Annotated in this window: 20 protein-coding genes; 6 read left to right on the top strand and 14 right to left on the bottom strand. The window is 67.9% G+C overall.

Features of this window, described 5'->3' with window-relative positions:
* Positions 1 to 33: 33 nt before the first annotated feature.
* From AAGI91_15070 to mazG, 9 genes are all read right to left on the bottom strand, one after another.
* The gene (locus tag AAGI91_15070; GenBank protein MEM1043935.1) at positions 34 to 1,518 is read right to left on the bottom strand and encodes an NADH-quinone oxidoreductase subunit N; all 1,485 of its coding nucleotides are present in this window, start codon (positions 1,516 to 1,518) and stop codon (positions 34 to 36) included.
* An 82-nt stretch (positions 1,519 to 1,600) separates the two neighbouring features.
* The gene (locus tag AAGI91_15065; protein ID MEM1043934.1) at positions 1,601 to 1,885 is read right to left on the bottom strand and encodes a 4a-hydroxytetrahydrobiopterin dehydratase; all 285 of its coding nucleotides are present in this window, start codon (positions 1,883 to 1,885) and stop codon (positions 1,601 to 1,603) included.
* Between the two features lie 47 nt (positions 1,886 to 1,932).
* Positions 1,933 to 3,498 (bottom strand): sodium:proton antiporter, encoded by a 1,566-nt coding sequence (locus tag AAGI91_15060; GenBank protein ID MEM1043933.1) that lies wholly within the window; start codon positions 3,496 to 3,498, stop codon positions 1,933 to 1,935.
* A 53-nt stretch (positions 3,499 to 3,551) separates the two neighbouring features.
* Entirely contained in the window at positions 3,552 to 5,141 is a 1,590-nt protein-coding gene (locus tag AAGI91_15055) for an NADH-quinone oxidoreductase subunit M (GenBank protein ID MEM1043932.1), read from the bottom strand.
* Between the two features lie 122 nt (positions 5,142 to 5,263).
* Positions 5,264 to 7,369, bottom strand: coding sequence for an NADH-quinone oxidoreductase subunit L (locus AAGI91_15050; GenBank protein ID MEM1043931.1), 2,106 nt, complete (start codon positions 7,367 to 7,369; stop codon positions 5,264 to 5,266).
* Between the two features lie 74 nt (positions 7,370 to 7,443).
* The gene (gene nuoK / locus AAGI91_15045) at positions 7,444 to 7,749 is read right to left on the bottom strand and encodes an NADH-quinone oxidoreductase subunit NuoK (GenBank protein ID MEM1043930.1); all 306 of its coding nucleotides are present in this window, start codon (positions 7,747 to 7,749) and stop codon (positions 7,444 to 7,446) included.
* A gap of 57 nt (positions 7,750 to 7,806) precedes the next feature.
* The gene (locus tag AAGI91_15040; protein MEM1043929.1) at positions 7,807 to 8,319 is read right to left on the bottom strand and encodes an NADH-quinone oxidoreductase subunit J; all 513 of its coding nucleotides are present in this window, start codon (positions 8,317 to 8,319) and stop codon (positions 7,807 to 7,809) included.
* 307 nt (positions 8,320 to 8,626) lie between these two features.
* Complete coding sequence (locus tag AAGI91_15035; GenBank protein MEM1043928.1) at positions 8,627 to 10,060, bottom strand: MBL fold metallo-hydrolase; 1,434 nt, start codon at positions 10,058 to 10,060, stop codon at positions 8,627 to 8,629.
* 91 nt (positions 10,061 to 10,151) lie between these two features.
* The gene (gene mazG / locus AAGI91_15030; protein ID MEM1043927.1) at positions 10,152 to 10,988 is read right to left on the bottom strand and encodes a nucleoside triphosphate pyrophosphohydrolase; all 837 of its coding nucleotides are present in this window, start codon (positions 10,986 to 10,988) and stop codon (positions 10,152 to 10,154) included.
* Positions 10,989 to 11,087: 99 nt separating this feature from the next.
* Here mazG and AAGI91_15025 point away from each other — a divergent pair, with 99 nt between their 5' ends.
* Both AAGI91_15025 and AAGI91_15020 read left to right on the top strand, forming a co-directional pair.
* Complete coding sequence (locus AAGI91_15025; protein MEM1043926.1) at positions 11,088 to 11,573, top strand: DinB family protein; 486 nt, start codon at positions 11,088 to 11,090, stop codon at positions 11,571 to 11,573.
* 108 nt (positions 11,574 to 11,681) lie between these two features.
* The gene (locus AAGI91_15020) at positions 11,682 to 13,994 is read left to right on the top strand and encodes a glutamine--tRNA ligase/YqeY domain fusion protein (protein MEM1043925.1); all 2,313 of its coding nucleotides are present in this window, start codon (positions 11,682 to 11,684) and stop codon (positions 13,992 to 13,994) included.
* Between the two features lie 6 nt (positions 13,995 to 14,000).
* Here the strand turns inward: AAGI91_15020 and AAGI91_15015 are convergent, their stop codons facing one another.
* The 3 genes from AAGI91_15015 to gltX are packed head-to-tail and all read right to left on the bottom strand — an operon-like array spanning position 14,001 to position 16,413.
* Positions 14,001 to 14,291 carry a hypothetical protein gene (locus tag AAGI91_15015; GenBank protein MEM1043924.1) on the bottom strand — a complete coding sequence of 97 codons (291 nt, stop codon included), beginning with the start codon at positions 14,289 to 14,291 and terminating at the stop codon, positions 14,001 to 14,003.
* 4 nt (positions 14,292 to 14,295) lie between these two features.
* Positions 14,296 to 14,931, bottom strand: a complete 636-nt coding sequence (locus AAGI91_15010; GenBank protein MEM1043923.1) for a hypothetical protein — start codon at positions 14,929 to 14,931, stop codon at positions 14,296 to 14,298.
* A 3-nt stretch (positions 14,932 to 14,934) separates the two neighbouring features.
* Positions 14,935 to 16,413, bottom strand: a complete 1,479-nt coding sequence (gene gltX / locus AAGI91_15005; protein MEM1043922.1) for a glutamate--tRNA ligase — start codon at positions 16,411 to 16,413, stop codon at positions 14,935 to 14,937.
* Positions 16,414 to 16,587: 174 nt separating this feature from the next.
* On the opposite strand from gltX, the gene AAGI91_15000 reads away from it, so the two are divergent.
* From AAGI91_15000 to AAGI91_14985, 4 genes are all read left to right on the top strand, one after another.
* A complete protein-coding gene (locus AAGI91_15000) occupies positions 16,588 to 17,892 on the top strand; it encodes a T9SS type A sorting domain-containing protein (protein ID MEM1043921.1) in 1,305 nt (434 codons plus the stop codon).
* Between the two features lie 288 nt (positions 17,893 to 18,180).
* Positions 18,181 to 19,221: a hypothetical protein gene (locus AAGI91_14995; GenBank protein MEM1043920.1), complete on the top strand. Its 1,041-nt coding sequence runs from the start codon at positions 18,181 to 18,183 to the stop codon at positions 19,219 to 19,221.
* Positions 19,222 to 19,280: 59 nt separating this feature from the next.
* Positions 19,281 to 20,198, top strand: coding sequence for a hypothetical protein (locus tag AAGI91_14990; protein MEM1043919.1), 918 nt, complete (start codon positions 19,281 to 19,283; stop codon positions 20,196 to 20,198).
* Between the two features lie 21 nt (positions 20,199 to 20,219).
* Positions 20,220 to 21,605 (top strand): T9SS type A sorting domain-containing protein, encoded by a 1,386-nt coding sequence (locus AAGI91_14985; GenBank protein ID MEM1043918.1) that lies wholly within the window; start codon positions 20,220 to 20,222, stop codon positions 21,603 to 21,605.
* 81 nt (positions 21,606 to 21,686) lie between these two features.
* Here the strand turns inward: AAGI91_14985 and AAGI91_14980 are convergent, their stop codons facing one another.
* Both AAGI91_14980 and AAGI91_14975 read right to left on the bottom strand, forming a co-directional pair.
* Entirely contained in the window at positions 21,687 to 22,136 is a 450-nt protein-coding gene (locus AAGI91_14980) for a hypothetical protein (protein ID MEM1043917.1), read from the bottom strand.
* A 35-nt stretch (positions 22,137 to 22,171) separates the two neighbouring features.
* Complete coding sequence (locus AAGI91_14975; GenBank protein MEM1043916.1) at positions 22,172 to 22,753, bottom strand: RNA polymerase sigma factor; 582 nt, start codon at positions 22,751 to 22,753, stop codon at positions 22,172 to 22,174.
* Between the last annotated feature and the right edge of the window lie 264 nt (positions 22,754 to 23,017).

The raw sequence follows: 23,017 nt of genomic DNA, 5'->3' as shown, positions 1-23,017 counted from the left end.
TCCCACTCCTCCCACTCCTCCCACTCCTCCCACTCACCCACCAAACGCCACTGCTGCCTCGGCGAAAAACGCCTTCGTCGTCTCCAGCACGCCGCCGGGGAGCACGCCGAAGAACATCAGCGCCAGCGCGCACCCGACGAGCACAATCGCCGTCGGCGACGAGACCGGGAAGGCCGTCTGCCGCACGCGCTCGGTGCTCTCCTCCTCCGAGCGCATCCAGAAGGCAACGAGCACGCGGAGGTAGTAGAACGCCGAGACGATGCTCGCCGTCACCCCGACGAAGGCCAGCCACGTCATTCCCGAGCCCACGACCGCCGAGAAGACCATGTACTTGCCGATGAACCCCGCCAGCGGCGGGAAGCCGGTAAGCGCGAACATGAACACGCCCATCGTGACCCCGAGGATCGGCTTGCGGTAGCCGACGCCCGCGAGCGAGTCGAGTGTCTGCTCGGCCCCCTGCTCGTCGTCCCACTCGAGGGCGGCCATCACGCCAAAGGCCCCGAGGTTCATCAGCGTGTAGGCCAGGAGGTAGTAGAGCGCACCGCTGTAGCCTTCGGGCGTGCCCGCGGCGAGGCCGGTGAGGACGTAGCCCGCGTGCGCCACCGACGAGTAGGCCAGCATCCGCTTGACGTTGGTCTGGCTGAGCGCGAGCACGTTGCCGAGGACCATCGTCACCGCCGCCACGGCCGCGACCACGAGGGACCAGCGCGCGGCGAGGGCGGCGTCCTGCATGGCCTCGGAGAGCACGAGGATGAGCGCCGCGAACGCCGCCGCCTTCGAGGTGGTCGACATGAACCCCGTGATCGTCGTCGGGGCCCCCTGGTAGACGTCGGGTGTCCACATGTGGAAGGGCACGGCCGAGACCTTGAAGAAGAAGCCGATCAGGAGGAGTGCCAGGCCGGCGTACATGAACCCGGTGCGCCCGGTCTCGGCGAGCGCCGCCGGCATCTCGGCCAGCACCATCGTCCCCGTCGCGCCGTAGATCAGCGCGATCCCGTAGAGGAAGAACCCGGTCGAGAACGCGCCGAGGAGGAAGTACTTGAGGGCGCTCTCGTTCGCCGTCGGCTCCTCGCGGACCAGCCCGGTAAGGACGTAGAGGCAGATCGACATCGTCTCGAGCCCGACGAAGACGCTCACGAGGCTCGCCGACGAGGCGAGCACCATCATGCCGGAGGTGGCGAAGAGGAGGAGGGCGTGGACCTCGCCGTAGTTGCGCCCGATCCGCTGGAGGTACGGTACCGAGAGGACGACGCTCGCGAGCGCCCCGAGGAGGATGACGCTGTTGACGTAGGACGCGAACCCGCCCGCGTAGAGCTGGTCCCAGAGCACCGCCCCCCCGGGATCGCCGAGCTTCAGGAGTTCGAGAGCGAGGGCGAGAGCGATGCCGCCGCCCGTGATCCAGGGGATCTCGGGCGCGTCGTTGCGGAACGAGTCGTAGAACACGATCACGACGCCCAGCAGCGCGACGAGCGCAGTAGGAGCAGCAGCGGCGAGGCCGGGAAGAAGAGGATCGTACATGTAGCAGTCTCTGGTTTACAGTTTCTCGTTTCTAGTTTTTTAGACGGTCGGGCGCGGCGAACCAGAAATGAGAAACCGAAAACTAGGAACAGATCCGTTCTATCGCCTGCGCTAGGTCTACGTCCCGCTGGGTGACCCTGTTGCCCGCGTCGTGCGTGGTCAACGCGATCTCGACGCGGTTGTAGACGTTCGAGAGGTTCGGGTGGTGGTCGCGCTCCTCGGCCTCGAACCCGAGCCGGACGATGAACGCGAGCGCCGCCCGGAAGTCGTCGAAGGTGAAGGTCTTTGCAAGCGTATCGTCCTCGTGGGCCCACCCCGGCAAACCGGCGAGGGCGTCGCGGACGGCATCGTTAGAGAGTGGAGTCATCGGTCCGCTCGTGCTGTGGTTGTCGTTCGTCACCCGTCGTTCGGCACTCAGAACATGTAGCCGCTGAAGAAGACGAGCCAGACGACGGCGTAGACCGGGATCAGGATGGGGACGGAGTACTTGGCGACGTAGCCGCCGAAGGTCGGGGTGTCGGCCCCGTTGGCCTCGCAGATGGCCTTGACCATGAAGTTCGGCGCGTTGCCGATGTAGGTGAGGGCACCGAAGAAGACCGCCGCCACCGAGATCGCCCCGAGGTAGATCATCGTCTCCGGCCCGGCCGGCGAGACCCCGTCGGCGAACTGCTGCACGGCGGCAGGGTCGTTCACGTCGAGGCCGAACTTGCCCATCGAGGCGGCGAGAAAGTTGAGGTAGGTCGGCGCGTTGTCGAGCACGCCGGAGAGGATCCCGGTGCCCCAGTAGAACGCGTTCTGGCTGAGGGCGTCCGCGTTTGCGCGGGCGTAGGACGAGATCAGGCTGAGCGCGGGCTGCATCGTCGCGAAGATGCCGAGGAAGAGCCACCCCACCTCGCGGATCGGCTCGAACGTGAACTCGTTCTTCTGGAGCGCCTCCTTGTTGCCGAGTTTGTAGGCAACGAACATCACCGAGAGCATGATGACCTCGCGGATGCCGAACGGCATGTGGAGGTCGCCGACGTGCAGCTCCGGCACGAACGACAGCACGCTGGGGTCGATGAAGACGCTCGCGATGATGACGGCGACGAAGATGAAGTTCTTCTTCCCGACGATCGAGAAGGTCTCGGCCCCGGGCACGACCGGCGCGGTGCTGACGGCCCTGTTGCGGGTGTCGATCACGTAGAAGATGCCGAGCAGGATGATGACGGTCGGTATCCAGATGTGGAGGACGTTGAAGAGCGTCCAGAAGAACGGCACCCCGCGCAGGAAGCCGAGGAACAGCGGCGGGTCCCCAATCGGCGTCAGCCCCCCGCCGACGTTGGCGACGAGGAAGATGAAGAAGACGATGTGGTAGGGCCGTAGCCGGCCCTGGTTGAGCCGGAGGAACGGCCGGATGAAGAGGATCGCCGCTCCCGTCGTGGCGATGAAGTTGGCGACGACCGAGCCGATCAGGAGCAGCGCCACGTTCGCCAGGGGCGTCCCCTTCGCGTTGACGTTGATGAAGATGCCCGACGAGGCGATGAAGAGCGACCCGACGAGCGCTATGAACGCGATGTACTCTTCCAGCGCGTGCACCATCGGGATCGGCGAGTGGAGCACGAAGAGGTAATACCCTGCCACAATCGCCCCGAGCGCGACGGCGTACTTCGGGTAGTGGTGGTGCCAGTGGTGGAGGTAGAACAGCGGCCCCGTGGCGATCATCAGGAGCAAGGCGGCGAACGGGATCACGAGCCAGACCGGCGGGTCGGCCCCGTGCCCGTGGTCATCCTCGCCGCCCTCGGCGGCCTCTTCCTGAAGCGCCTCCACCTCGCCGGCGTCCGGCGGGTCGAGGCCGAGTTCGGTCTCGGGGTCGGCCACGGGCTCGTCCTGGAGCATCTCGGCGGTGTCTTCTTGCGCCGTCTGCGCCGTCACCGGTTGGACGCCCACGCCGAGCAGCAGCACAATCAGCAGGACGCGGAGCAGGCACAGGGAGGAAGGCATAGCGGGTGAGTCGGGGTGAGGTGAACGGTGTAGGGGCGACCGACCGGTCGCCCCTACGGGAGTGATTCGGGATCGAGCGGCAGCCGGGCGACCGTCTCGCGCTCGGCCTCGAGCGCGGCGATGCGCTTGGTCTCAATCGTCTCGAGCAGGCTGCGCACGGCCCCCTCGCTCTTGGCCAGAAACGGAGCCGGGCCGAAGCCGAGCCAGAACATAAGCACCGCGAGGGGAATGAGCAGGCCCAGCTCGCGCGCGTTGAGGTCCGGCATCGCGCGGTTCTCTTCCTTGTCGAGCGGGCCGTAGAACGTCTTGTAGAGCATCGTGAGGAGGTAGACCGCCGCGAAGATGACGCCGGTCGTCGCAATCGCCGTGATCGCCCAGCCGCCGATGACCTCGCTCTTGAACGTCCCGATCAGGATCAGGAACTCGCCCACGAACCCGTTCAGGCCCGGCAGCCCGACGGACGCGAAGACGCTGAAGATCATGAAGAAGGTCAGCACCGGGACGGACTTGGCGATCCCGCCGTAGTCGGCCATCATCCGCGTGTGCCGCCGCTCGTAGAGCATCCCGATGATGAGGAAGAGCGCGCCGGTCGAGATCCCGTGGTTGACCATCTGGATCATCGCGCCCTGGAGCGCCTCGGTCGTGAAGGCGAAGACGCCGAGGACGACGAACCCGAGGTGGGCCACCGACGAGTAGGCGACGAGCTTCTTGGCGTCCTCCTGCGCGTAGGCGATCAGCGCCCCGTAGACGATCCCGATGAGGGCCAGGATCGCTATCGGGAGAGCGAAGGTCTGCGCGGCGTTCGGGAAGAACGGAAGGCAGAAGCGGACGAGCCCGTAGGTCCCCATCTTCAGGAGCACGCCCGCCAGCACCACCGACCCGCCCGTCGGGGCCTGGACGTGGGCGTCGGGGAGCCAGGTGTGGAACGGGAACAGCGGGACCTTGATGCAGAAGGCAAGCGCGAAGAGCAGGAACAGCCACGTCTGCGGCCCGAGCGGGATGCCGTAGGCGACGAGGGTGTACCAGTTCGTCGTGAACACCCCGCCGTTGACGGCGTCGCCCGCCGCGAACCCGACCCACAGCAGCCCGACCAGCATCAGGAGCGAGCCGAAGAGGGTGTAGATCACGAACTTCACCGCGGCGTAGATCCGGTTCTCACCGCCCCAGATGCCGATGATGAAGTACATCGGGATCAGCGTGAGCTCGAAGAAGATGTAGAACAGGAAGAGGTCGAACGAGGCGAAGACGCCGAGTACGCCGGTCTCGAGAATCAGCATGAGGGCGTAGTACCCCCGGATCTGCTTGCCGATGTAGGTCCACGACGAGAGCACGATGATCGGCCCGAGCAGCGTGGTCAGGAGCAGCAGGAGCAGGTTCAGCCCGTCCACGCCGACGAAGTAGGTGATGTCCACGCCGGGGAACCACGGCACCTGCTCGGCGAGCTGCGGCGCGGCGTCGGTCGGCACGGCGGCGTCGAACCCGGCCCACAGCCCGAGCGAGATGACGAACGTGAGCGCGGTGACCGCGAGCGAGGTCCAGCGCACCGCGCTGTCGCCCGGCACGAAGAGCACCGCGAGCGCCCCCAGCGCCGGCAGGAAGATCACGACCGAGACGAGGTGCGGGACGCTAGCGAGAAAATCCATGCCGAGGGATGGGTAGGGGCGACCGGCCGGTCGCCCGTACGGGGAGGCTGGCTAGAAGGTCCATGTTGAGGGGTAGGTAGGGGCGGGTTTGAAACCCGCCCGTACGGAATCAGGCAGTCCCATCAGACAAAAATCATGAGCGCCACGACGACGACCACCCCGAGCACGAGCGCGAGCGCGTAGTTCTGCACAATGCCCGTCTGCATCCCGCGCCACCACCCGCTCAGGTTGCGGATCGCCTTCGCCGCGCCGTTGACCGTGCCGTCGACCACGTTCTGGTCGAACGGCGCGAGGCCCTTGCGCGAGGCCTCGGTGATTGGCGAGACGATCGTCGCATCGTAGGCCTCGTCGACGAAGTACTTGTTCGAGAGCAGCGTGTAGACCGCGCCGAGGCGGCGGCGGACGGTCCGGTCGGTCTCGAGCCCGCTCTTGCGGTAGTTGAGCCACGCGAAGCTGACCCCGCCGGCCGCGATCAGCGTGCCCAGCCCGAGCAGCCCCCACTCGACGGCGTGGCTGACGTGGAGTTCAGCGTGGTACTCGGCCACCGGCCCGCCGTAGTCGGCCCCGAGCCAGTGGTGGATCCAGCTCTCGCCGAGCACCGGCGGCAGACCGAAGAACCCGGCGACCATCGCGAAGAAGGCGAGGATGACGAGCGGGGTCGTCATCGTCCACGGACTCTCGTGGGGCTTGGTGTCCATCGCGTCCGGCCAGCGCTCGCGGCCCTCGAAGGTGAGGACGTAGCACCGCGTCATGTAGACCGCCGTCAGGACCGCCGTGATGATCCCGATGCCCCAGACGGCGTAGGCCCAGACGTGCCCGTCGTAGCCGAGCTCGAAGGCCTTGAAGAGGATCTCGTCTTTGGAGAAGAACCCCGCGAGCGGCGGGATGCCGGCAATGGCGAGCGTCGAGATGAGGAAGGTGATGGCGGTGAACGGCATATACTTCCTGAGCCCGCCCATCGTCCGCATGTCCTGGGCGTCGAAGGGCCCGTCGTAGGGCAGCGCCGCGTAGGGCTTCGCCCCGTGCGCACCGCCGTGCGCCCCGTGGGCGCCGTGCCCGTGCGATGCGTCGCCGCCGTGCCCGCCGTGGTGGCCCGGGATCACGCCCTTGTGCTCCAGCTCGTGCTCAACGTGGTGCATCGAGTGGATCACGCTCCCCGAGCCGAGGAAGAGGCAGGCCTTGAAGAAGGCGTGCGTCATGACGTGGAAGATGGCGACAAAGAACGCGCCGACGCCCGCCGCGACGAACATGTACCCGAGCTGCGAGACGGTCGAGTAGGCGAGCACCTTCTTGATGTCGTTCTGCGTGATCGCGACCGTCGCCGCCATGATCGCCGTCGCCGCCCCGACAAACGCGATCACGATCATCACGCCGGGCGCTTCGAGGACGACCGGGCTGAGCCGGGCCAGGAGGTAGAGCCCCGAGGTCACCATCGTCGCGGCGTGGATCAGCGCCGAGACCGGCGTCGGCCCGGCCATGGCGTCGGGGAGCCAGACGAAGAGGGGGATCTGCGCGCTCTTGCCCGTCGCCCCGAGGAAGAGGAGGAGGACGATGACCGAGACGGTCCCGCTCGTGAGCACCTCGGCGTTCTCGAAGATCGTCGTGAAGTCCAGCCCGAACGGCGCGACGCCCGCCGTTGTCATCGCGCGGAAGAGCAGGAACATCGCCAGGAGGAAGGTGAAGTCCCCCACGCGGTTGACGATGAAGGCCTTGTTGGCCGCCGCCGAGTTCTTGAGGTCGGTGTACCAGAACCCGATCAGGAGGTAGGAGCACAGCCCGACCCCCTCCCACCCGAGGAAGAGCACGAGCAGGTTCTCCGCGAGCACGAGGTTGAGCATCGCGAAGATGAAGAGGTTGAGGTAGGCGAAGAAGCGCCAGTACCCCGGGTCGTCGTGCATGTACCCCGCCGAGTAGAGGTGGATCAGCGAGCCGATCCCCGTCACGATGAGCGTCATCAGGAGCGAGAGCGCGTCGATCCGGTAGTCGAACGAGATCACGAGGTCGCCCGCCGCCATCCAGGTGTAGGTCTCGACGATGACCGGGTCGTGGTGGTGGCCGAGGAAGAGCACGACCGCGAGCCCGAACGGCACCGCCACGGCCAGCGTCCCGAGCACGCCGATGACGGCCTCCTGCTTCCGGTAGGCCGGCGCGAAGAGCCCCATCATGCCGTTGACGGCCGCGCCGAAGAGCGGCAGCAGGAGGATGAGGCGGACGAAGGTTTCTTCCATTTTAGATTTCGGATTCCGGATTTTGGAGGAGCTGAGACGAATCCCAAATCACCGATCCAAAATCTAAAACCGAGTCAGCCCCTGAACAGGCTCATCTCGTTGACGTCGACGGTCGTCTTGTTGCGGAAGAGCGCGATCACGATCGCGAGCCCGACGGCCGCTTCGGCCGCCGCGACGCTCATCACGAAGAACACGAGGACGAGGCCGTCTACGTCGGCAAACGCCTGACTGAAGGCGACCAGTGTGAGGTTGACCGCATTCAGCATGAGTTCAACCGAGAGGAAGATGATGATCGCGTTGCGCCGCAGCAGCACCCCGAGCACGCCGATCACGAAGAGCACGGCCGAGAGCGAGAGGTACCAGTTGAGCGTGATTTCCATGCGGAGAGTTGAGGTCGGGGCGCGGCCTGCTGCGCCCGCACGAGGCAGCGCCGGCCTTCACACGAATCGTTTCTTGGCCAGCAGCACCGCGCCGATCGTGGCGGCCAGCAGCAGCACGCCGATGATCTGGAGCGCGAAGGCGTACCGCGTGAAGAGCACCACCCCGACTGCCGCCGCCGTCCCGTTGGCCGCCTCTTCGGCTTCGGTCACCGCCACTGCCGGGGCCACGTCGAGGCCCAGCGCCACGACGTACAGGATCTGCGCCAGGACCGCCACGCCGAGCAGGAAGGTGACCCCCTTGCGCCAGTCGAAGGCCGGGATGCGGGGCACCTCGCCCAGGTTCAGCAGCATGATGACGAACAGGAACAGCACCATGATCGCCCCGGCGTAGACCAGGATCTGGATGAGGGCGATGAACTGCGCGTTCAGCGTGAGGTAGAGGCACGCGATCGAGAACAGGTTCATCACCATCCACAGCGCGCTGACAACCGGGTTACGCGCGATCAGCATGCCGAGCGCGCCGACGAGCGCAAGCACGGCAAACACGAAGAACAGGACGGGTCCGAGCATGGAGAGGGAAGAGCCGAGCGGGGCAGGTGGGATAGAGCCGGCGGTTCGGATCGCCGGAAGGTAGGCCCAACCGCGCCGCGGCATCAACCGCCGGACGGGAAGAACGCAAGAACGGAGGACGGTGGGACGGAGGACGGAGGACAGAGGACAGAGGACGGTGGACAGAGGACGGTTGGCGCGTTGCGCGGCGGCCTCGCTAACTTTGTGGGTTTTGCTTGCAACAGCCAACAGCCAACAGCCAACAGCCAACAGCCAACAGCCAACAGCCAACAGCCAACAGCCAACAGCCGACAGCCGACAGCCGCGCTCAGTGCTCGCCTGCGACGGCCCCTTCCTCCTTCTCGCGCTCCTTCCAGTTCGAGAAGTGGTCGTCGACGTGGATCACGTAGAACCCGTGCGCGGCGAGGAGCGCGCTGGCGACGGCACCGCGGACGCCGCTCTGGCAGTGGACGAGGAGCGTCTGGTCGCGGGGTAGCTCGCCGAGACGGTCGGGCAGGCGGACGTGGGGGACGTGGATGGCGTCAGGAATATGACCGGCGTCCCACTCGTCCTGTCGCCGCACGTCGAGCACGACCGTGTTCGTGTAGTGGCGGCGGCCGTCGACCTCGTCGAAGTCGATGGCTTTGAGCATTCGCAGCCGGTCATTGCCCTGGCCGTAGGCCTTCAGCGTGTCCGGGGTGATGACGCCGCGCACGTCGTCCAGACCAATACGGACGAGGGCCCGGACGGCGTCTGCGGCCTGGTCTTCCTCGACGACGAGCACGATGGGCTTGTCTGGCATTACGTACGACCCGGCGACCGTTGCGAAGCCGGCTCCGAGCGGCGCGAGGACCGAGCCGTCGAGGTAGCCGCGGATGAATGTGTGGCGAGGGCGCGTGTCGATCACCAATATGTCATCGTCCAGTGCGTCTATCTCGGTGTGATGCAGCCTATCGGGATCGGGCAACGCGCCGAGGAGCGCCGGGCCGTGTTTGTTGTCGCGTTTCATCCGGGCGAAGTAGAGCGGCGGTTCCGGCTGGCCGCTGAGGATTTCTTCGAGAAAGGCCCCTTCGCCCTGCTCCGCTGCCAGGACCGGGCGGTTCTGCCGCCTCTCGTAGCCGAGCGTCGACTGCGGGACCGCGCCGAGCGCTTTGCCGCACGCGCTCCCCGCCCCATGCCCCGGCCAGACCTGGAGGTAGTCCGGCAGCCCGGCCAGCCGCTGGACCGACGCGTAGAGCGCCCGCGCCGCCGGTTCGCGCGCCCCGGCCTCACCCGCCGCCGTCTCCAGCAGGTCGGGCCGGCCGAGGTCGCCGACGAAGACGAAGTCGCCCGAGGCGAGGCCGAGCGGCTCGGACGCGCCGCTACCCTCGTCGGTGATGAGATAGCTCAGGTGCTCCGGCGTGTGGCCGGGCGTGTGGAGCGCCTCGATCTTGATGCGGCCGATGTGGAACGCGTCGCGGTGGCGGAGGAGCTGCACGTCGTAGCCCTCGCCCCAGGCGTAGCTCCAGTCGGGGCCGCCCTCGCCGGAGAGGTAGACCCGGACGCCGTGCTGCTCGGCGAACTCCTTCGCCCCGGAGAGGAAGTCGGCGTGGATGTGGGTCTCGGCGACAGCGACGACCCGCAGCCCTTCGCGCCGGGCGGCCTCGACGTAGCGGTCGATGTCGCGCTCGGGGTCGATGACGAGCGCCTCCTTCGTCTTCTGGCAGCCGACGAGATAGGCGTACTGCGCGAGGGACGGGTCGTAGAGTTGGCGGAACAGCATGGGGCTGGAGGATGGAAGATGGAGGATGGAAGATAGCGGGTCAGGCTGCCGCGACGCGTTCGTTCCGCAGCCTTCCATCCTCAATTCTCAATCATCTATCCTCCAGCCTTTTCGCTTCGTCCCAGTAGGCGTCCATCTCGGCGAGGTCCGCGGCGTCGAACGAGCGGCCGGCGTCGGCGAGGCGGGCCTCGACGTGGCGGAAGCGGCGCTGGAAGGTGTCGAGCGTGCGGCGAAGCGCGTTCTCCGGGGTGATACCGGTGAAGCGGGCGTAGTTGACGAGCGCGAAGAGCACGTCGCCGAACTCGGCCTCGCGCTCGTCTGCCGTCGCGGCCTGCTCGACGAGGTCGCGCAGCTCGCCGACCTCCTCCTCTACCTTCGCCCACGCCCCGGCGGCCTCGGGAAAGTCGAACCCGACCCCGGCGGCTTTCTCCTGCACGCGCTGCGCCCGGAGGAGCGCCGGAAGCTGGCGCGGCACGCCGTCCAGCACTGAGCGCCGCGCCTCGTCGCGGCCGGCGCGCTCCTGCTGCTTGATCTGCTCCCAGTTGCGGAGCACCTCGCCCGTCCCGCTCACCGCCGTATCCCCGAAGACGTGCGGGTGCCGCCGGACGAGCTTCTCTAGCTCCTGCCGGATCACGTCTTCGAGCGTGAACGCGCCCGTCGTGGTCTCGGCGATCTCGCTGTGGAAGACGACGTGGAGCAGCACGTCCCCGAGCTCGGCCCCGAGGTCGGGCCAGTCCGCCTGATCGATGGCGTCGAGGGCCTCGTAGGCTTCTTCGATCAGGAGGTGCTTGACCGAGTCGTGGGTCTGCTCGCGGTCCCAGGGGCAGTCGCGGCGGAGGCGGCGGACAACGGCGACGAAGTCGGCCCACAGGTCGGGCACGGCGGCGGCGCGGTCGTCGTCGGTGAGGTTCAGGTCGGCGGTGTTCACGGGCTAGCTGGCTGGCGAGAGGGCGGGCAAACTACGCTCGGTCCGCCGGGCCCCGGTGCCCTCTATCTTGCGTCTTCCTCACCGACCCATCGCCGACCCATGCCCAAGCCCGACCCCGGCCTTGCCTCCGACGACCGGCTCCGCGCTGAACTCGTCGCCCTCCTGCGCGGCAGCAACGCCCACGTCGACGCCGCCACGACGCTCGGCGGCCTCCCCTTCGGCCGGGCGAACGAGCGGCCGGACGGCCACCCGCACTCACTGTGGGACCTCGTCTACCACCTCTGGTTCACGCAGCACGACATCCTCGACTTCTGCCGGAACCTGGACTACGCGCACCGCGCCTGGCCCGACGCCTACTGGCCGGATGCCGAGGCGACGCGCGAGACGTGGACCGACACGCAGCGCGCGTTCTTCGACGATCTCGGCGCGCTCATCGCGCTCGCCGAAGAGGGCGACCTGCTTGCCGAGTTCGGGCACGCGCCAGGCTACACCCTCCTGCGCGAACTCCTCCTCGCGGCCGACCACAACGCGCACCACCTCGGGCAGATCATCCTCGTGCGGCGGGCGCTCGGCCTGTGGGGGTAAGAACGAAAGAGCGGAGGAAAGGAGGAACGGAAGATTTCAGGGTTCACCGCCGAGCCTATCTTCCGCTCGTCCCTGCTTCTGCTCGTCCGCTCGTCAACCCACCGCTCCGTGGACTCCACTGACAGCCGCCCGTCCAACTTCCTCCGCGAGATCATCGCCGCCGACGTCGAGGCCGGGCGCTACGACCGCGTCGTGACGCGCTTCCCGCCCGAGCCGAACGGCTACCCGCACCTCGGGCACGCGCAGTCGATCTGCCTCAACTTTGGGCTGGCGAAGGAGTTCGGCGGCCAGACCTACCTCCGCTTTGACGACACCAACCCGGAGACCGAGAGCGAGGAGTACGCCCGCGCGCTCGAAGAGGCCGTCGGCTGGCTCGGCTTCGAGCCGGTCGAGGTCCGCTACGCATCGGACTACTTCGAGCAGTTCTACGCCTGGGCCGTCGACCTCGTCGAGAAGGGCCTGGCCTACGTCGACAGCCAGAGCGAGGACGAGATCCGCCAGGGCCGGGGCACGGTCACCGAGCCGGGGACGCCCTCGCCCTACCGCGACCGGTCGGTGGAAGAAAATCTCCGCCTGCTCGGCGAGATGCGGCGCGGCGAGCACCCCGACGGCTCACACGTTCTCCGGGCGAAGATCGATGGCCCGAACGGGTCCATGGCGAGCGCCAACATGAAGCTGCGCGACCCGCTCATGTACCGCATCCGCCGCGACGCGCACCACTACCGCACCGGGCAAGACTGGGCCATCTACCCGCTCTACGACTGGGCGCACGGCCAGGGCGACGCCGTCGAGGGCATCAGCCACTCGATCTGCACGCTCGAGTTCGACGTCAACCGCCCGCTCTACGACTGGTACCTCGACGCCCTCGGGATCGCCGAGCCGCTTCCGGCCGCGCACGCGGCCAAGTCGAGGCCGCACCAGTATGAGTTCGCCCGCTTCAACCTCGACTACACGGTGATGAGCAAGCGCACGCTCCGCCGGCTCGTCGAGGAGGGCCACGTCGCGGGCTGGGACGACCCCCGGATGCCGACGCTCGCGGCGCAGCGCCGGCGCGGCGTCCGGCCGGAGGCGCTGCGGACGTTCTACCACGAGATCGGCGTCACCAAAGTCAACGGCAGCGTCGACCTCGCGCGCTACCAGTACGCGATCCGGAGCGACCTCAACGCCGTCGCTCCCCGCGTCCTCGCGGTCACCGACCCGCTCCGGCTCGTGATCGACGGAGCCGAGGCCGAGACCCTCGACGCGCCCTACTGGCCGCACGACATCGACCCGCCTGCCGACACTCCGACTTCGCGCCCGGTCCCGTTCGGGCCCGAGGTATGGATCGAGCGCGACGATTTCGCCCCGGTCCCCCCGAAGAAGTGGAAGCGGCTCTCGCCCGGCCGGGCCGTCCGGCTTCGACACGGGCCGGTCGTCACCTGCACCGGGTTCGAGAAGAGCGATGCGGGCGAGATCACGGCGGTGCGTGCTCGGCTTGCATCAGATGACGAGAAGCCGCGCGGCGTGGTCCACTGGGTCGAGGCCGAGCACGCCGTCCCCGCCCGCTTCCGGCTCTACGACCGGCTCTTCACCGTGCCGGACCCGGCCGCGCAGGACGACCTCCTCGACGTCCTCAACCCCGACTCGCTCGTCGAGACCGAGGGCTGGGTCGAGACGAGCGTGGCGGACGACGCGGCGGACACGCGGTACCAGTTCGAGCGGCTTGGCTTTTTCTGGCAGGACCCGGAGGACAGTGCGCCGGACGGGTTGGTCTTCAACCGGATCGTCGCGCTGAAAGACAACTGGGGCCGGAAGACGGAAGACAGAGGACAGAAGACGGAGGATGGTGGGCGGAGGACCGTGCTAGTGCCGGCTGCGCCGCGCGATCCGGCGGCGGGGCTGTCGGACGCCGAGCGCAGTGAGTACGAATTGCTCGTCGGGCGCGGCACGGGCGAAGAGGAAGCCGCCGTCCTCGCCGCCGACGCCGACCTCCGGGCGCTGTTCGAGGCGACGGTCGGCGTCGGGGCCTCGGCGCGCGAGGCCGCGGTGCTCCTCGTCCACGACCTCCGCCCCGCCCTCGGCGACCGCACCCTCGCTGAGTCTGCCGCGACGCCGGACGCGCTCGCCGACGTGCTACGCCTGATCGGGCAGCAGACCCTCACCCGGACAGCGGCGGGCGAGGTCATCGAAGCACTCGTGAGCGAAGGCGGCACGGCCGAGGCCGTCGTCCAGGCACGCGGACTGGCCGCGGTGCGGGACGCGGACGCCCTTGCCCCCGCCATCGACGCTGTGATCGTCGAGCACCCGGACGAGGCCGCGCGCTACCGGGCGGGCGAGCAGCGCCTGCTCGGCTTCTTCATGGGCCAGGCGATGCGGCGCGCCGGCAAGGGCGCGGACGCCGGCGCGGTGCGGTCGCTCCTCCAGGAGCGGCTGGCACCCTGACCAGCGTCAGGGGGCAGCAGGCGTGCCGACGAACGCCACGCTCGCCGCGTAGAGCAGGCCGACCAGCACGGTGAGGGCACCGATCCGGGCGAAGGGCCCGTAGCCTTGCACCTGCCGGTAGACCACGAGGCCGAGCATGGCTCCGATGAGGCCGCAGAACAGCCCGCTGAAGGCGAGCGGGACGGCCGGGGCCGCCGCCGGAGCCAGCGTGAACATCAGCACGAAGCCCGGCAGGAGAGCGAACGGGGCACTCTGGGGCGTGATCTGGAACGGGGCCTGGGGCCGGTCGTCGCTCATCGTGCTAGAGATCGCCGGTGAGAAAAAGAGCCAGCGCGACCTCCCCGCCGGCTGCGTCTTCAATCCACTGGAACACCTGCACGAGGTCCTCCGGGTCGTCGTCGAGGTCGAACGTCCAGTCTTCCTCGGCTTCGAGCGCGCGGCGGGCAGCCCGGGCCTCGCCGGCCATCGCCGCAAGCCGCTCGGGGTCGGCGTAGCCCACGCCGGGCAGGGGGAACGACGTGCCCTCGCCGAGCGGCAGCCGGTCCGCCTGCTCGCCGCCAAGCTCTTCGAGGAACTGCGTGAGACGCGAGTACGGTCGCTGCCGGAATACCTCGTTCACCGCGTAGAGGTCCACGAACGGATACCCGATCCACGGCGGGTCCGGCGTCCCGGCGCTGACCGCGTGGGCGACCAGCCACCGGGCAAACGAAAACGCCGGCGCGCTGGCGTCGAGCGGAGCCTCGCCCTGCACGATGCGGACGGCCGCCTCGGCGATAGCTCGGCGCCCGACGCTCCGCTGAACCGCGCCCTCAAGCGGTTCGGGAAGCCCGTCAGCGCAGCCCCGAAGGGTCTCGACGAGGGCAGCGTTACCTGACCCCTCGACCGAGGCGATGGTCGAGGGCGAGACGTACAGCGCGTCTACCTTGTACTCAGACATCGCTCAGCCCAGTTCGCCCGCGGCGCGGCGGAGGCGGCGGACCGTGGCTTCGCGCCCGATGAGCACGAGCGTCTCGAACATGCCCGCGCCGGCCGTCGTGCCGGTCGTGGCGAGGCGGACCGGGTGGATGATGCGGCCGAACCCGACGCCCTCGTCCTCGGCGAGCTGCCGCATCACGGCCTCGGTGCTCACCTCGGTGAACGCGTCGTCGGCTTCCAGGCGGTCGGCGTAGGCACGCATCAGGCCGGCGCTGTCGTCCTTCCAGCGCTTCTTAACGCCCTTCTCGTCGTAGGTCGCCGGGTCCTCGAAGAAGTAGGCCGCACCCGCGAGGTCGCGCGCGAACGTCAGCCGCTCGCGCATCAGCGCCGCGACCGCTTCGAGGTGTGCGGTCTCGACCGGTCCGACGCGCTCCTCCACCGCCGGCCGGACGCGCTCGGCGATCTCGGCGGGGGCGAGGTCGCGGACGACCTGGCCGTTGAACCACTGGAGCTTGTCGAGGTCGAACTGCGCGCCGCTGTGGGCCGTCCGCTCGATGGAGTAGGCCTCGACGAGGTCGCCGAGCGAGAAGCGCTCGCGCTCGTCGCCGGGGTGCCAGCCGAGGAGGGCGAGGAAGTTGACGAGCGCCTCCGGCTCGTAGCCCTGTGCCTGGTAGTCCTTCACCGAGACGGGGATGCCTATTTTGTCCGCGTTGCGCTTCGAGAGCTTGCCGCCGGTCGGGCTGAGGATGAGCGGGAGGTGCGCGAACGCGGGCGGCGTCCACCCGAAGGCTTGGTAGAGCAGGACGTGCTTCGGCGTCGACGGCAGCCACTCCTCGCCCCGGATGACGTGCGTGATCGCCATCGCGTGGTCGTCGACGACATTCGCGAGGTGGTAGGTCGGGAAGCCGTCGCTCTTGAGGAGCACCTGGTCGTCCACGGCGTCGGTCTCGAACGCCACCGGGCCCCGGATGAGGTCGTCGAACCGAACCGTCTGGCCGGGCTCCACCTTCAGCCGGACGACATGCTCGTCGCCCGCGTCGAGCCGCCGCCCGACCTCGTCCTCGGAGAGCGTGAGCGCGTTCGTCATCTGCATCCGCGTCGCGAGGCCGTACTTGGGCGACGGGCTCTCGGGCGTTTTGAGCCGCTCGCGCATCGCGTCGATCTCCTCGGCGGTGTCGAAGGCGACGTAGGCGTGCCCGCTCGCGAGGAGCTGGTCTACATGCTCGCGGTAGCGGTCCGTCCGCTGGCTCTGGTGGTACGGTCCAAAGTCGCCGTCTTTACCAGGCCCTTCGTCAACGTCCAGCCCCACCCAGCGCATCGACTCGACGATGTCCTCCTCGGCCTCGGGGACGTAGCGCGAGCGGTCCGTGTCCTCGATGCGGAGGACGAAGGTGCCCTCGTGCTGGCGGGCGAAGAGGTAGTTGTAGAGCGCGGTGCGGAGGCCGCCGATGTGGAGCAGCCCGGTCGGGCTGGGGGCGAAGCGGACGCGGACGGAGTCGGGCATGCGAGGCGCGGCGGGACGAGAGGTAGACACACCCCATTATAGCCGCCGACCTGCCAACCGGTTGTGCAAATCCGGGTGAAAGGCAGCGCGCGTTTTTGCAGCGTTACCTTGACCTCATTCGGTCCGGCTGTTCCGAGCGTTATACGCCGCTCCCCTCGCTAAACCTCTAGCGCCATGCGCCTGCTCCTCTTCGGTCTCGCCCTAGCCATTTCGCCAGCGACGGCTCAAGACTTTGCCACGTTTGCCTCGTCCGCCGACCTCACGAACGGGGGCGAGATCGAAGTCGACTTCGGATGCGCTGCCGTCGACGACGGCGCGCTTGTGTGGTACAACTTCCCGACGGAGGAGCTCTTGGCCTACAACACCGAGGAGCCGCCCGGCGCGCGCACGTTCGTCGTCCGCTCCGCCGCCGACCTCGACGCGGACGCCGGCGTCGACGTCAACCGCTGCCGCGCCGCCGCGCTTGACCCCGCGGGCGGCGACTTCGCCGTCTTCGCCCTCGCCAACGCCGACACGAACGTGGACTTCCTCTACCTCCTCGGCGAAGACGAACCCCAGCTCCTGACGAGTCCCACCGAGGGCGACGGCGACGGCATCACCGGCCTCGCGGTCTCGGCAGCCGACGAGCAGATCTACGTCGGGCGCAAGCAGTTCTTCGGCGCGCCCGAGGACGGGGTCTACGTCCTCGATGCCCAGTCCGGCGCACTCGAACCTGTACTAACTAGCCCTGACCTTAGCCTCGCTGACCTCGACGTGGACCCCGTTACCGGCACGCTGTACGCGCTCTCTGACGGGTTCGGCGCGGGCGACTTCGAGAATAAGGTCGTAGAGATTGCCGACCCCGGTGGCGCGGCGACGCTCCGCGTCTTCGCCGACCCGTTCACCTTCTTCACCAGCAGCAACCGGCGGCTCACCGACCTCGAGGTCGTCCGCGCAGGGGCAGAGCGCGCGGTCTTCGTGCTCAACAACTCGTTCGAGGACGGTGAGGAAATCGCGCGCTTCGCGCTCGGCGGCGCGGGCGTCCTCTTCGCCTCGGAAACCGACATCTTGGGCGACCCGGACGTGGCTTCAGGCGACTACGCCGTGCCCGCCCCGACGAGCGCCCTCCGCTTCGACCCTACCGACGAGCGCCTCTTCCTGCTCAACACCGACCGCTTCGGCGGTGCCGACGAGGCCCTCGTGGTCGGTGACCTCTTCGCCACGTCCACCGAGTCCGAGGGGGTGCGCTCCGCGGCTGCCCTCGCGGCCTATCCCAACCCGGCCGCGGGCGAGGTCGCCGTCGTCTTGACCCTGGAACGTCCGCAGTCCGTTCGGGCGGCCGTCTACGACGTGTTAGGCCGCCAGGTCGCCGTTCTCCATGATGGGCCGGCACCGGCCACTCTTCGGCTCAGGACCGCCGCGCTGCCAGCAGGAACGTACCTCGTCCGTGCGACCGGCCCTGGCGTGGCCGCAGCCGTGCGAGCGACCGTCGTCCGCTGAACTGGTTCCTCCGCGGGCGGCTGCCAGGCGTCGCGGACTGCGAAGGGCTATCGCTCTTCGAGCGTGTCGTCCTCGACCGTCACGCCGGGGAGCATGACGTAGACCGGCTCGGCGTACTCCACCGGCACGAGGCGCACCGTCTCCACCGGCTCTTCAGGAAGAAATACAGAAGAGATAGCCTCGTGCTACGGGCGCTTGACATTGCTCACACACAGTCCTATACTTATCCAACATTCTTTGTTCTAAAACTGCAACGTGTCTTTGCGTCGCCCTCCTTCCTCCGTCTCCTTGCTGACGGGGTGTATCCTCGTCATCCTCGCCGGGTGCTCCGTGGCCGATGTCGTCCCGGAAGAACCGCTGTTCCAACCCGGTGAGTACGGCGGCACGGCACTGCCGGGGACGGAGCACCTCTACCAGCTCACGCCCAGCCCCGACGGCACCCGGATCGCCCTCGTCCGGCGGCAGACGCCGGGCGAGGAGTTCAGCCCGCGCGACCAACTCTGGATCGTGAACGCCGACGGGAGTGACCCCCGGTTCATCGGCGTCAACGTCGGTGGGATCGACTGGTCCCCGGACGGGGAGCGGCTCGCGCTGACGATCTGGGTCGGGACGAGCTCCTACGTCTACACGCTGGATCTGGCGACGCTGGAGGCCGTGCGGTGGTCGGGGACAGACGACAACTTCTTCACGAGGCACACCACAAGCGCGGGGAGTTGGTTCGCCGACGGCCGGCGTCTGCTGGTCTCGGTGTGGGGGCAGGCGTACCGGCAGCCCTACGCGCGCGGACTTTACGTCCTCGACACCGAGACCGGCGCGGTGGAGGGGCCGCTCGTCGATTTAATGGAAGCAGCTTACCTCGGTGGCAACGATTCCTATGCTACTGGGGCTAAGTACGTGTACTCGGACGACCCAGCCTTTGACCTCGACGGGAACTGGGCGCGCTACGACTTCTCCACAGGTGTATGGAACTACATCACTGAGTTGCCGAAGGACTCAGTTTACAGTCAGGGCGTGGTGCCAAGCCCTGTGAGCAACATCGTCGTATTACAGCGTGAAGTCCAGAACGCGGATCAACTCTACCTCATGCAGAGTGACGGCTCCGATGTGCAGCGAATCACACAACTAGGAGGGAACGGGCCTCAGTGGTTCGCCGACGGCTCTGGATTTCTTTTCATCCGCGACGTGCACCGGGGCGAGGGAGCACACTGGGTGCCCTTCGCCTACGACCTCGCCACAGGCCAGGAGCGCGTGCTGTGGTCGGCGCTGCCGGACTCGGTTACGACCTTTCCGCCGCTGCCGCCCCCCGGCACCCCGCCCACGCTCCGCTGAACACGCTCCCTTTCCTCGCATCCGCTCGAGCCATCTACCACCACACGAACACCGGCCCCATGACGCTCCGCACCCCTGCCCGAATCACCCCTTACCTTCTCGCGGGGCTGGTCCTCGCCTTCGCAATCCCGGCGCACGCCCAGCAGACCAACGACCCGCTCGTCGGGCAGCAGCAGTACCTCTTCGACGTACACAAGGTGGACGAAGCGTGGAGCGTGACGAAGGGCTCCTCGAACACCCTTGTCGCTCTCCACTCTGTTCTGGGGTTCCGGCGGACCCACGAGGACCTTAGCGGACGTACGCTCTCGCCGCGCGGGGCGGCCATCCGCCCGGAGTTCGGGTTCGCCACCGCAATGGCCGGGGTAGCCGCCGCCAACACCAACAATGGGATCGGGATCGTGGGGATCGACCGGCAGGCAAAGCTTCGCTCCTACAGCGTGCTGCGCAACACGCAGACCGGCGACGACCCCAACAACATCGTCGAGTTCACAAACGACAGTGGAGGCACCGAACGGTTCTACCTCGACCTCGACACGTTCAGCCAGCGAGTAAACGAAGCCCGTTCTGATGGGGCCGATGTCCACCTGTTCGAGTACGGCCTCCCAACCGGCGCTGCAAACGGGGCACCCTTCACTCAGATCAATCCCCAATCCCTCGCTTTCGCCTACCCGAACTTTCCTTCACTGCCGCCGGGGCAGCAGGCAGTTTTCGCTGGAGAGCTGCGGTCAACCGGCAACACCATTCTCTCTGCGTTTTGCTGGGGCAGCGGGTGTTCCAGTCCACCGAACCCGCTGAGCCTCCTTCGCGACGCCGTCATCAACGCCGTCATTGAGGACGATGCCGTCATCGTGGCTCCTGCCGGCGACGCCGTAGATGGGCAGGTCCCGCTCGAAGGCTACGCTCCCAGCCGGGTCGGAAAGTACAGTGTCGGCGTCGGTGGAGTTGTAGATGACCCCACTTCCAGCAATCCTCAGTGATTGGTCCCGTGGAGCGGAACGTTGCCTAGCCCGTTCGTGGACGTGGCGGGCTACGCTGAGGGCGTCGTCGGGCTGAGCGGCGAAGCCAATGGGGCCTATACTACACTCGATGGAACGGCTCCTGCCGCTGCCGTCGTCGGCGGCGTGGCCGGGCTGCTGAAGGCGGAGAAGCCGGACCTCACCGGTGAGGAGATCGAGGGCATTCTCCGCCTCACAGCAACAGACGCCGGGACAGCCGGCTTCGACGAAGCGACGGGGGCAGGGACCGTAGACGCGGGCGAGGCGCTCCGCTACGTTCGGGACAACGAGTTCGCACGCGAGACCGCTTCTGGGGTCGAGGTTCTCACCGACGACATCCATTTTACTGACCTAGTGGAGTTGCAGGGGTTCTGTAGATACTACAGCGGGTCAGGGTACTGCACCTTGGTTACGGGTAAACTTCGCCGGTTTACGGCCCGCGTTGACTTTCCCAACTCCATCTCGCCCTCTTCTGCGCCAGATGTTTTCGTTCGGTGGGCGGAGAGCGATGGCACAGACAACACCTGGTGGTTCAACAGCAACAACTGGTACACGCGGTATGACCCCTTTGTGAAGTCCCTCAGCATTACTTCGGTGGACGCGGAGGGCTTCGACATCGAGGGATACTACTGGGACGCTAGCTTTTACAACTCGGCGTCTCAGCGACTCGCACAGGGTGCCGTCCCCGATGATCCTGAGGACTTCGAGGTAGCCTACACGGCGGCCGCTTCTCAACTTGTAGTGCCGCCGCCGTCATTCCGGGTCTCGATGACCGGGCCCTACGCCGTCCCCCCGCGCCAGGCGAGGACCTGGCGCGCCACGGCCATGCACGGCACCCCACCCTACACCTACCGCTGGCGCGTACGCGAGCCCTGCCCTTACGACCCACCCCCCTGCAGCGGCGTATGTCTGATGGGGCCGCCCATCTGCGACTACGAGGACGCAGGCAGCGGCCGGAGCATGACGAGGTCCTTCAGCGAGACCGGCCAGGCCCTCGTGCGTGTGACAGTCACCGACGCGACCAATGCGATCCGCTTTTCTGAGCGTACGGTGACGGTGGGGAGCGGGCGCCCGGCTGGCTCGGAGAGCGACGATCTCTCAACCGCGAGCCGCGCGTCGGTGCCGCCGTCGGAGGTGCGGCTCTCAGCGTATCCGAACCCGCTCGCCTCAGCGGCCTCGGTGCGCTTCGGGCTGCCCGAGCGCGCGGACGTCGCGCTCGCCGTCTACGACGTGCTCGGGCGCGAGGTCGCCCGCCTCGTTAGCGGCCCCGCCGAGGCCGGGTGGCACATGGCAGCTTTCGACGCGAGCGCACTGCCGAGCGGGGTCTACGTCGTCCGGCTCGCAGCCGGATCAGCGGTGCGGACCGAGCGCGTGACGGTCACGCGCTAGCTGCCGCATAGCCCCACCACGGCGAAGCAGCGAGGTCCCGCCGACGCGTTGGCGGGGCCTCTTTCCATTCTCGGCTCCTACCTACTGCTCTTCGAGCGTGTCGTCCTCGACGGTCACGCCGGGGAGCATGACGTAGACCGGCTCGGCGTACTCGACCGGCACGAGGCGCACGGTCTCGACCGGCTCGGGCCCCGGCAAGAGCGCCCCGACGAGCGCTACGAGCGCCACGAGCGCGAGTGCCGTCCCGACCGTTACCCGCCGGCGGAGGGCGCGAAAGGGCTGGCGGTCCTCCACCCGGTCCCTCGCCGGCCCGGCGCGGAGGTCGTCGATCCGCTGGAAGAGCGCCTCGTCCACGGCGGGGGCGACCGAGTTGGCGTCGACGCGCATGGCGAGGCGGACGTCCATGAGCGCGTTGAACTGCACGCGCGCCGCCCGGTCCTCGGCGAGGCGGGCGAAGAGATCGCCCTGCCGGTCGAGCGGAAGCTCGCCGTCGACGTAGAGGTTCAGGAGTTCTTCGGTGTGTTCCGTCATCGCTGGATGCAGAAGAGCAGGAGGTAGAGACGAGATCAGACGTCGCGGGTTGCAGCCGGGGTGGGGACGGCCGCCGGGTCCGGGTCGAGGATCGGGCGGAGGAACGTGCCGAGCTTGCGGCGAGCCTTGAAGAGGCGGCTCTTGACCGACGAGACCGTGTTGCGCGTCACCGCCGCGATCTCCTCGTAGCTCAGGTTCTGGTATTCCCGGAGCACGATCACCTCGCGGTACTCGGGGCTGAGGTGGCCGAGGTACTCGTTGACGAGCGCGACCTGCTCGCTCTTCATGAGTTGGGAGAACGGCGTCTCGCCCCGCGCCTGCGGCTCGGTCTCGCCGAGCGGGACCTGCCGCCCGCTGCGCCGGAGCTGGTTCAGGCACTGGTTGCGGGCAATTGTGAAGAGCCACGCCTTGAACGAGCCGGGGCGGGCGAGGCGCTCGCGGTTCTCGTAGACCCGGACGAAGGTCTCCTGGAGCACGTCCTCCGCCGCCGCCCGGTCGAGCAGCATCTTGGCGCAGAAGGCGTAGACGGGTGCCTTGTAGCGGTTGTAGAGGGTGACGAAGGCGAACTCGTCGCCCGCCTGAAACGCTTCGATGAGGGAGCGGTCGTCCGGCACCATGAGCAGGAGGGTTTGGAGGGAGACACGGGAGGCCGGCGGAAGTTGCTCTGGGCGAGCGCCTGCGGCGCGGCTATGAACGGCGAGGGAGGAGTGGGGGGAAGAGCGCCGGCGCGAAGTGCGACGGCCTCGGTACCTTTCTAGGCTCTTCTTGAGACGCCCTCCACGCCCTCCACGCCCTCCACGCCCTCCACGCCCTCCACGCCCTCCACGCCCTCCACGCCCTCCACGCCCTCCACGCCCTCCACGCCCTCCACGCCCTCCACG

The organism is Bacteroidota bacterium, from assembly GCA_038746285.1.
GTDB lineage: Bacteria > Bacteroidota > Rhodothermia > Rhodothermales > JANQRZ01 > JANQRZ01.
Note: the sequence above shows the minus strand (reverse complement) of the source record. Positions and strands in the feature narration are given on the sequence as shown.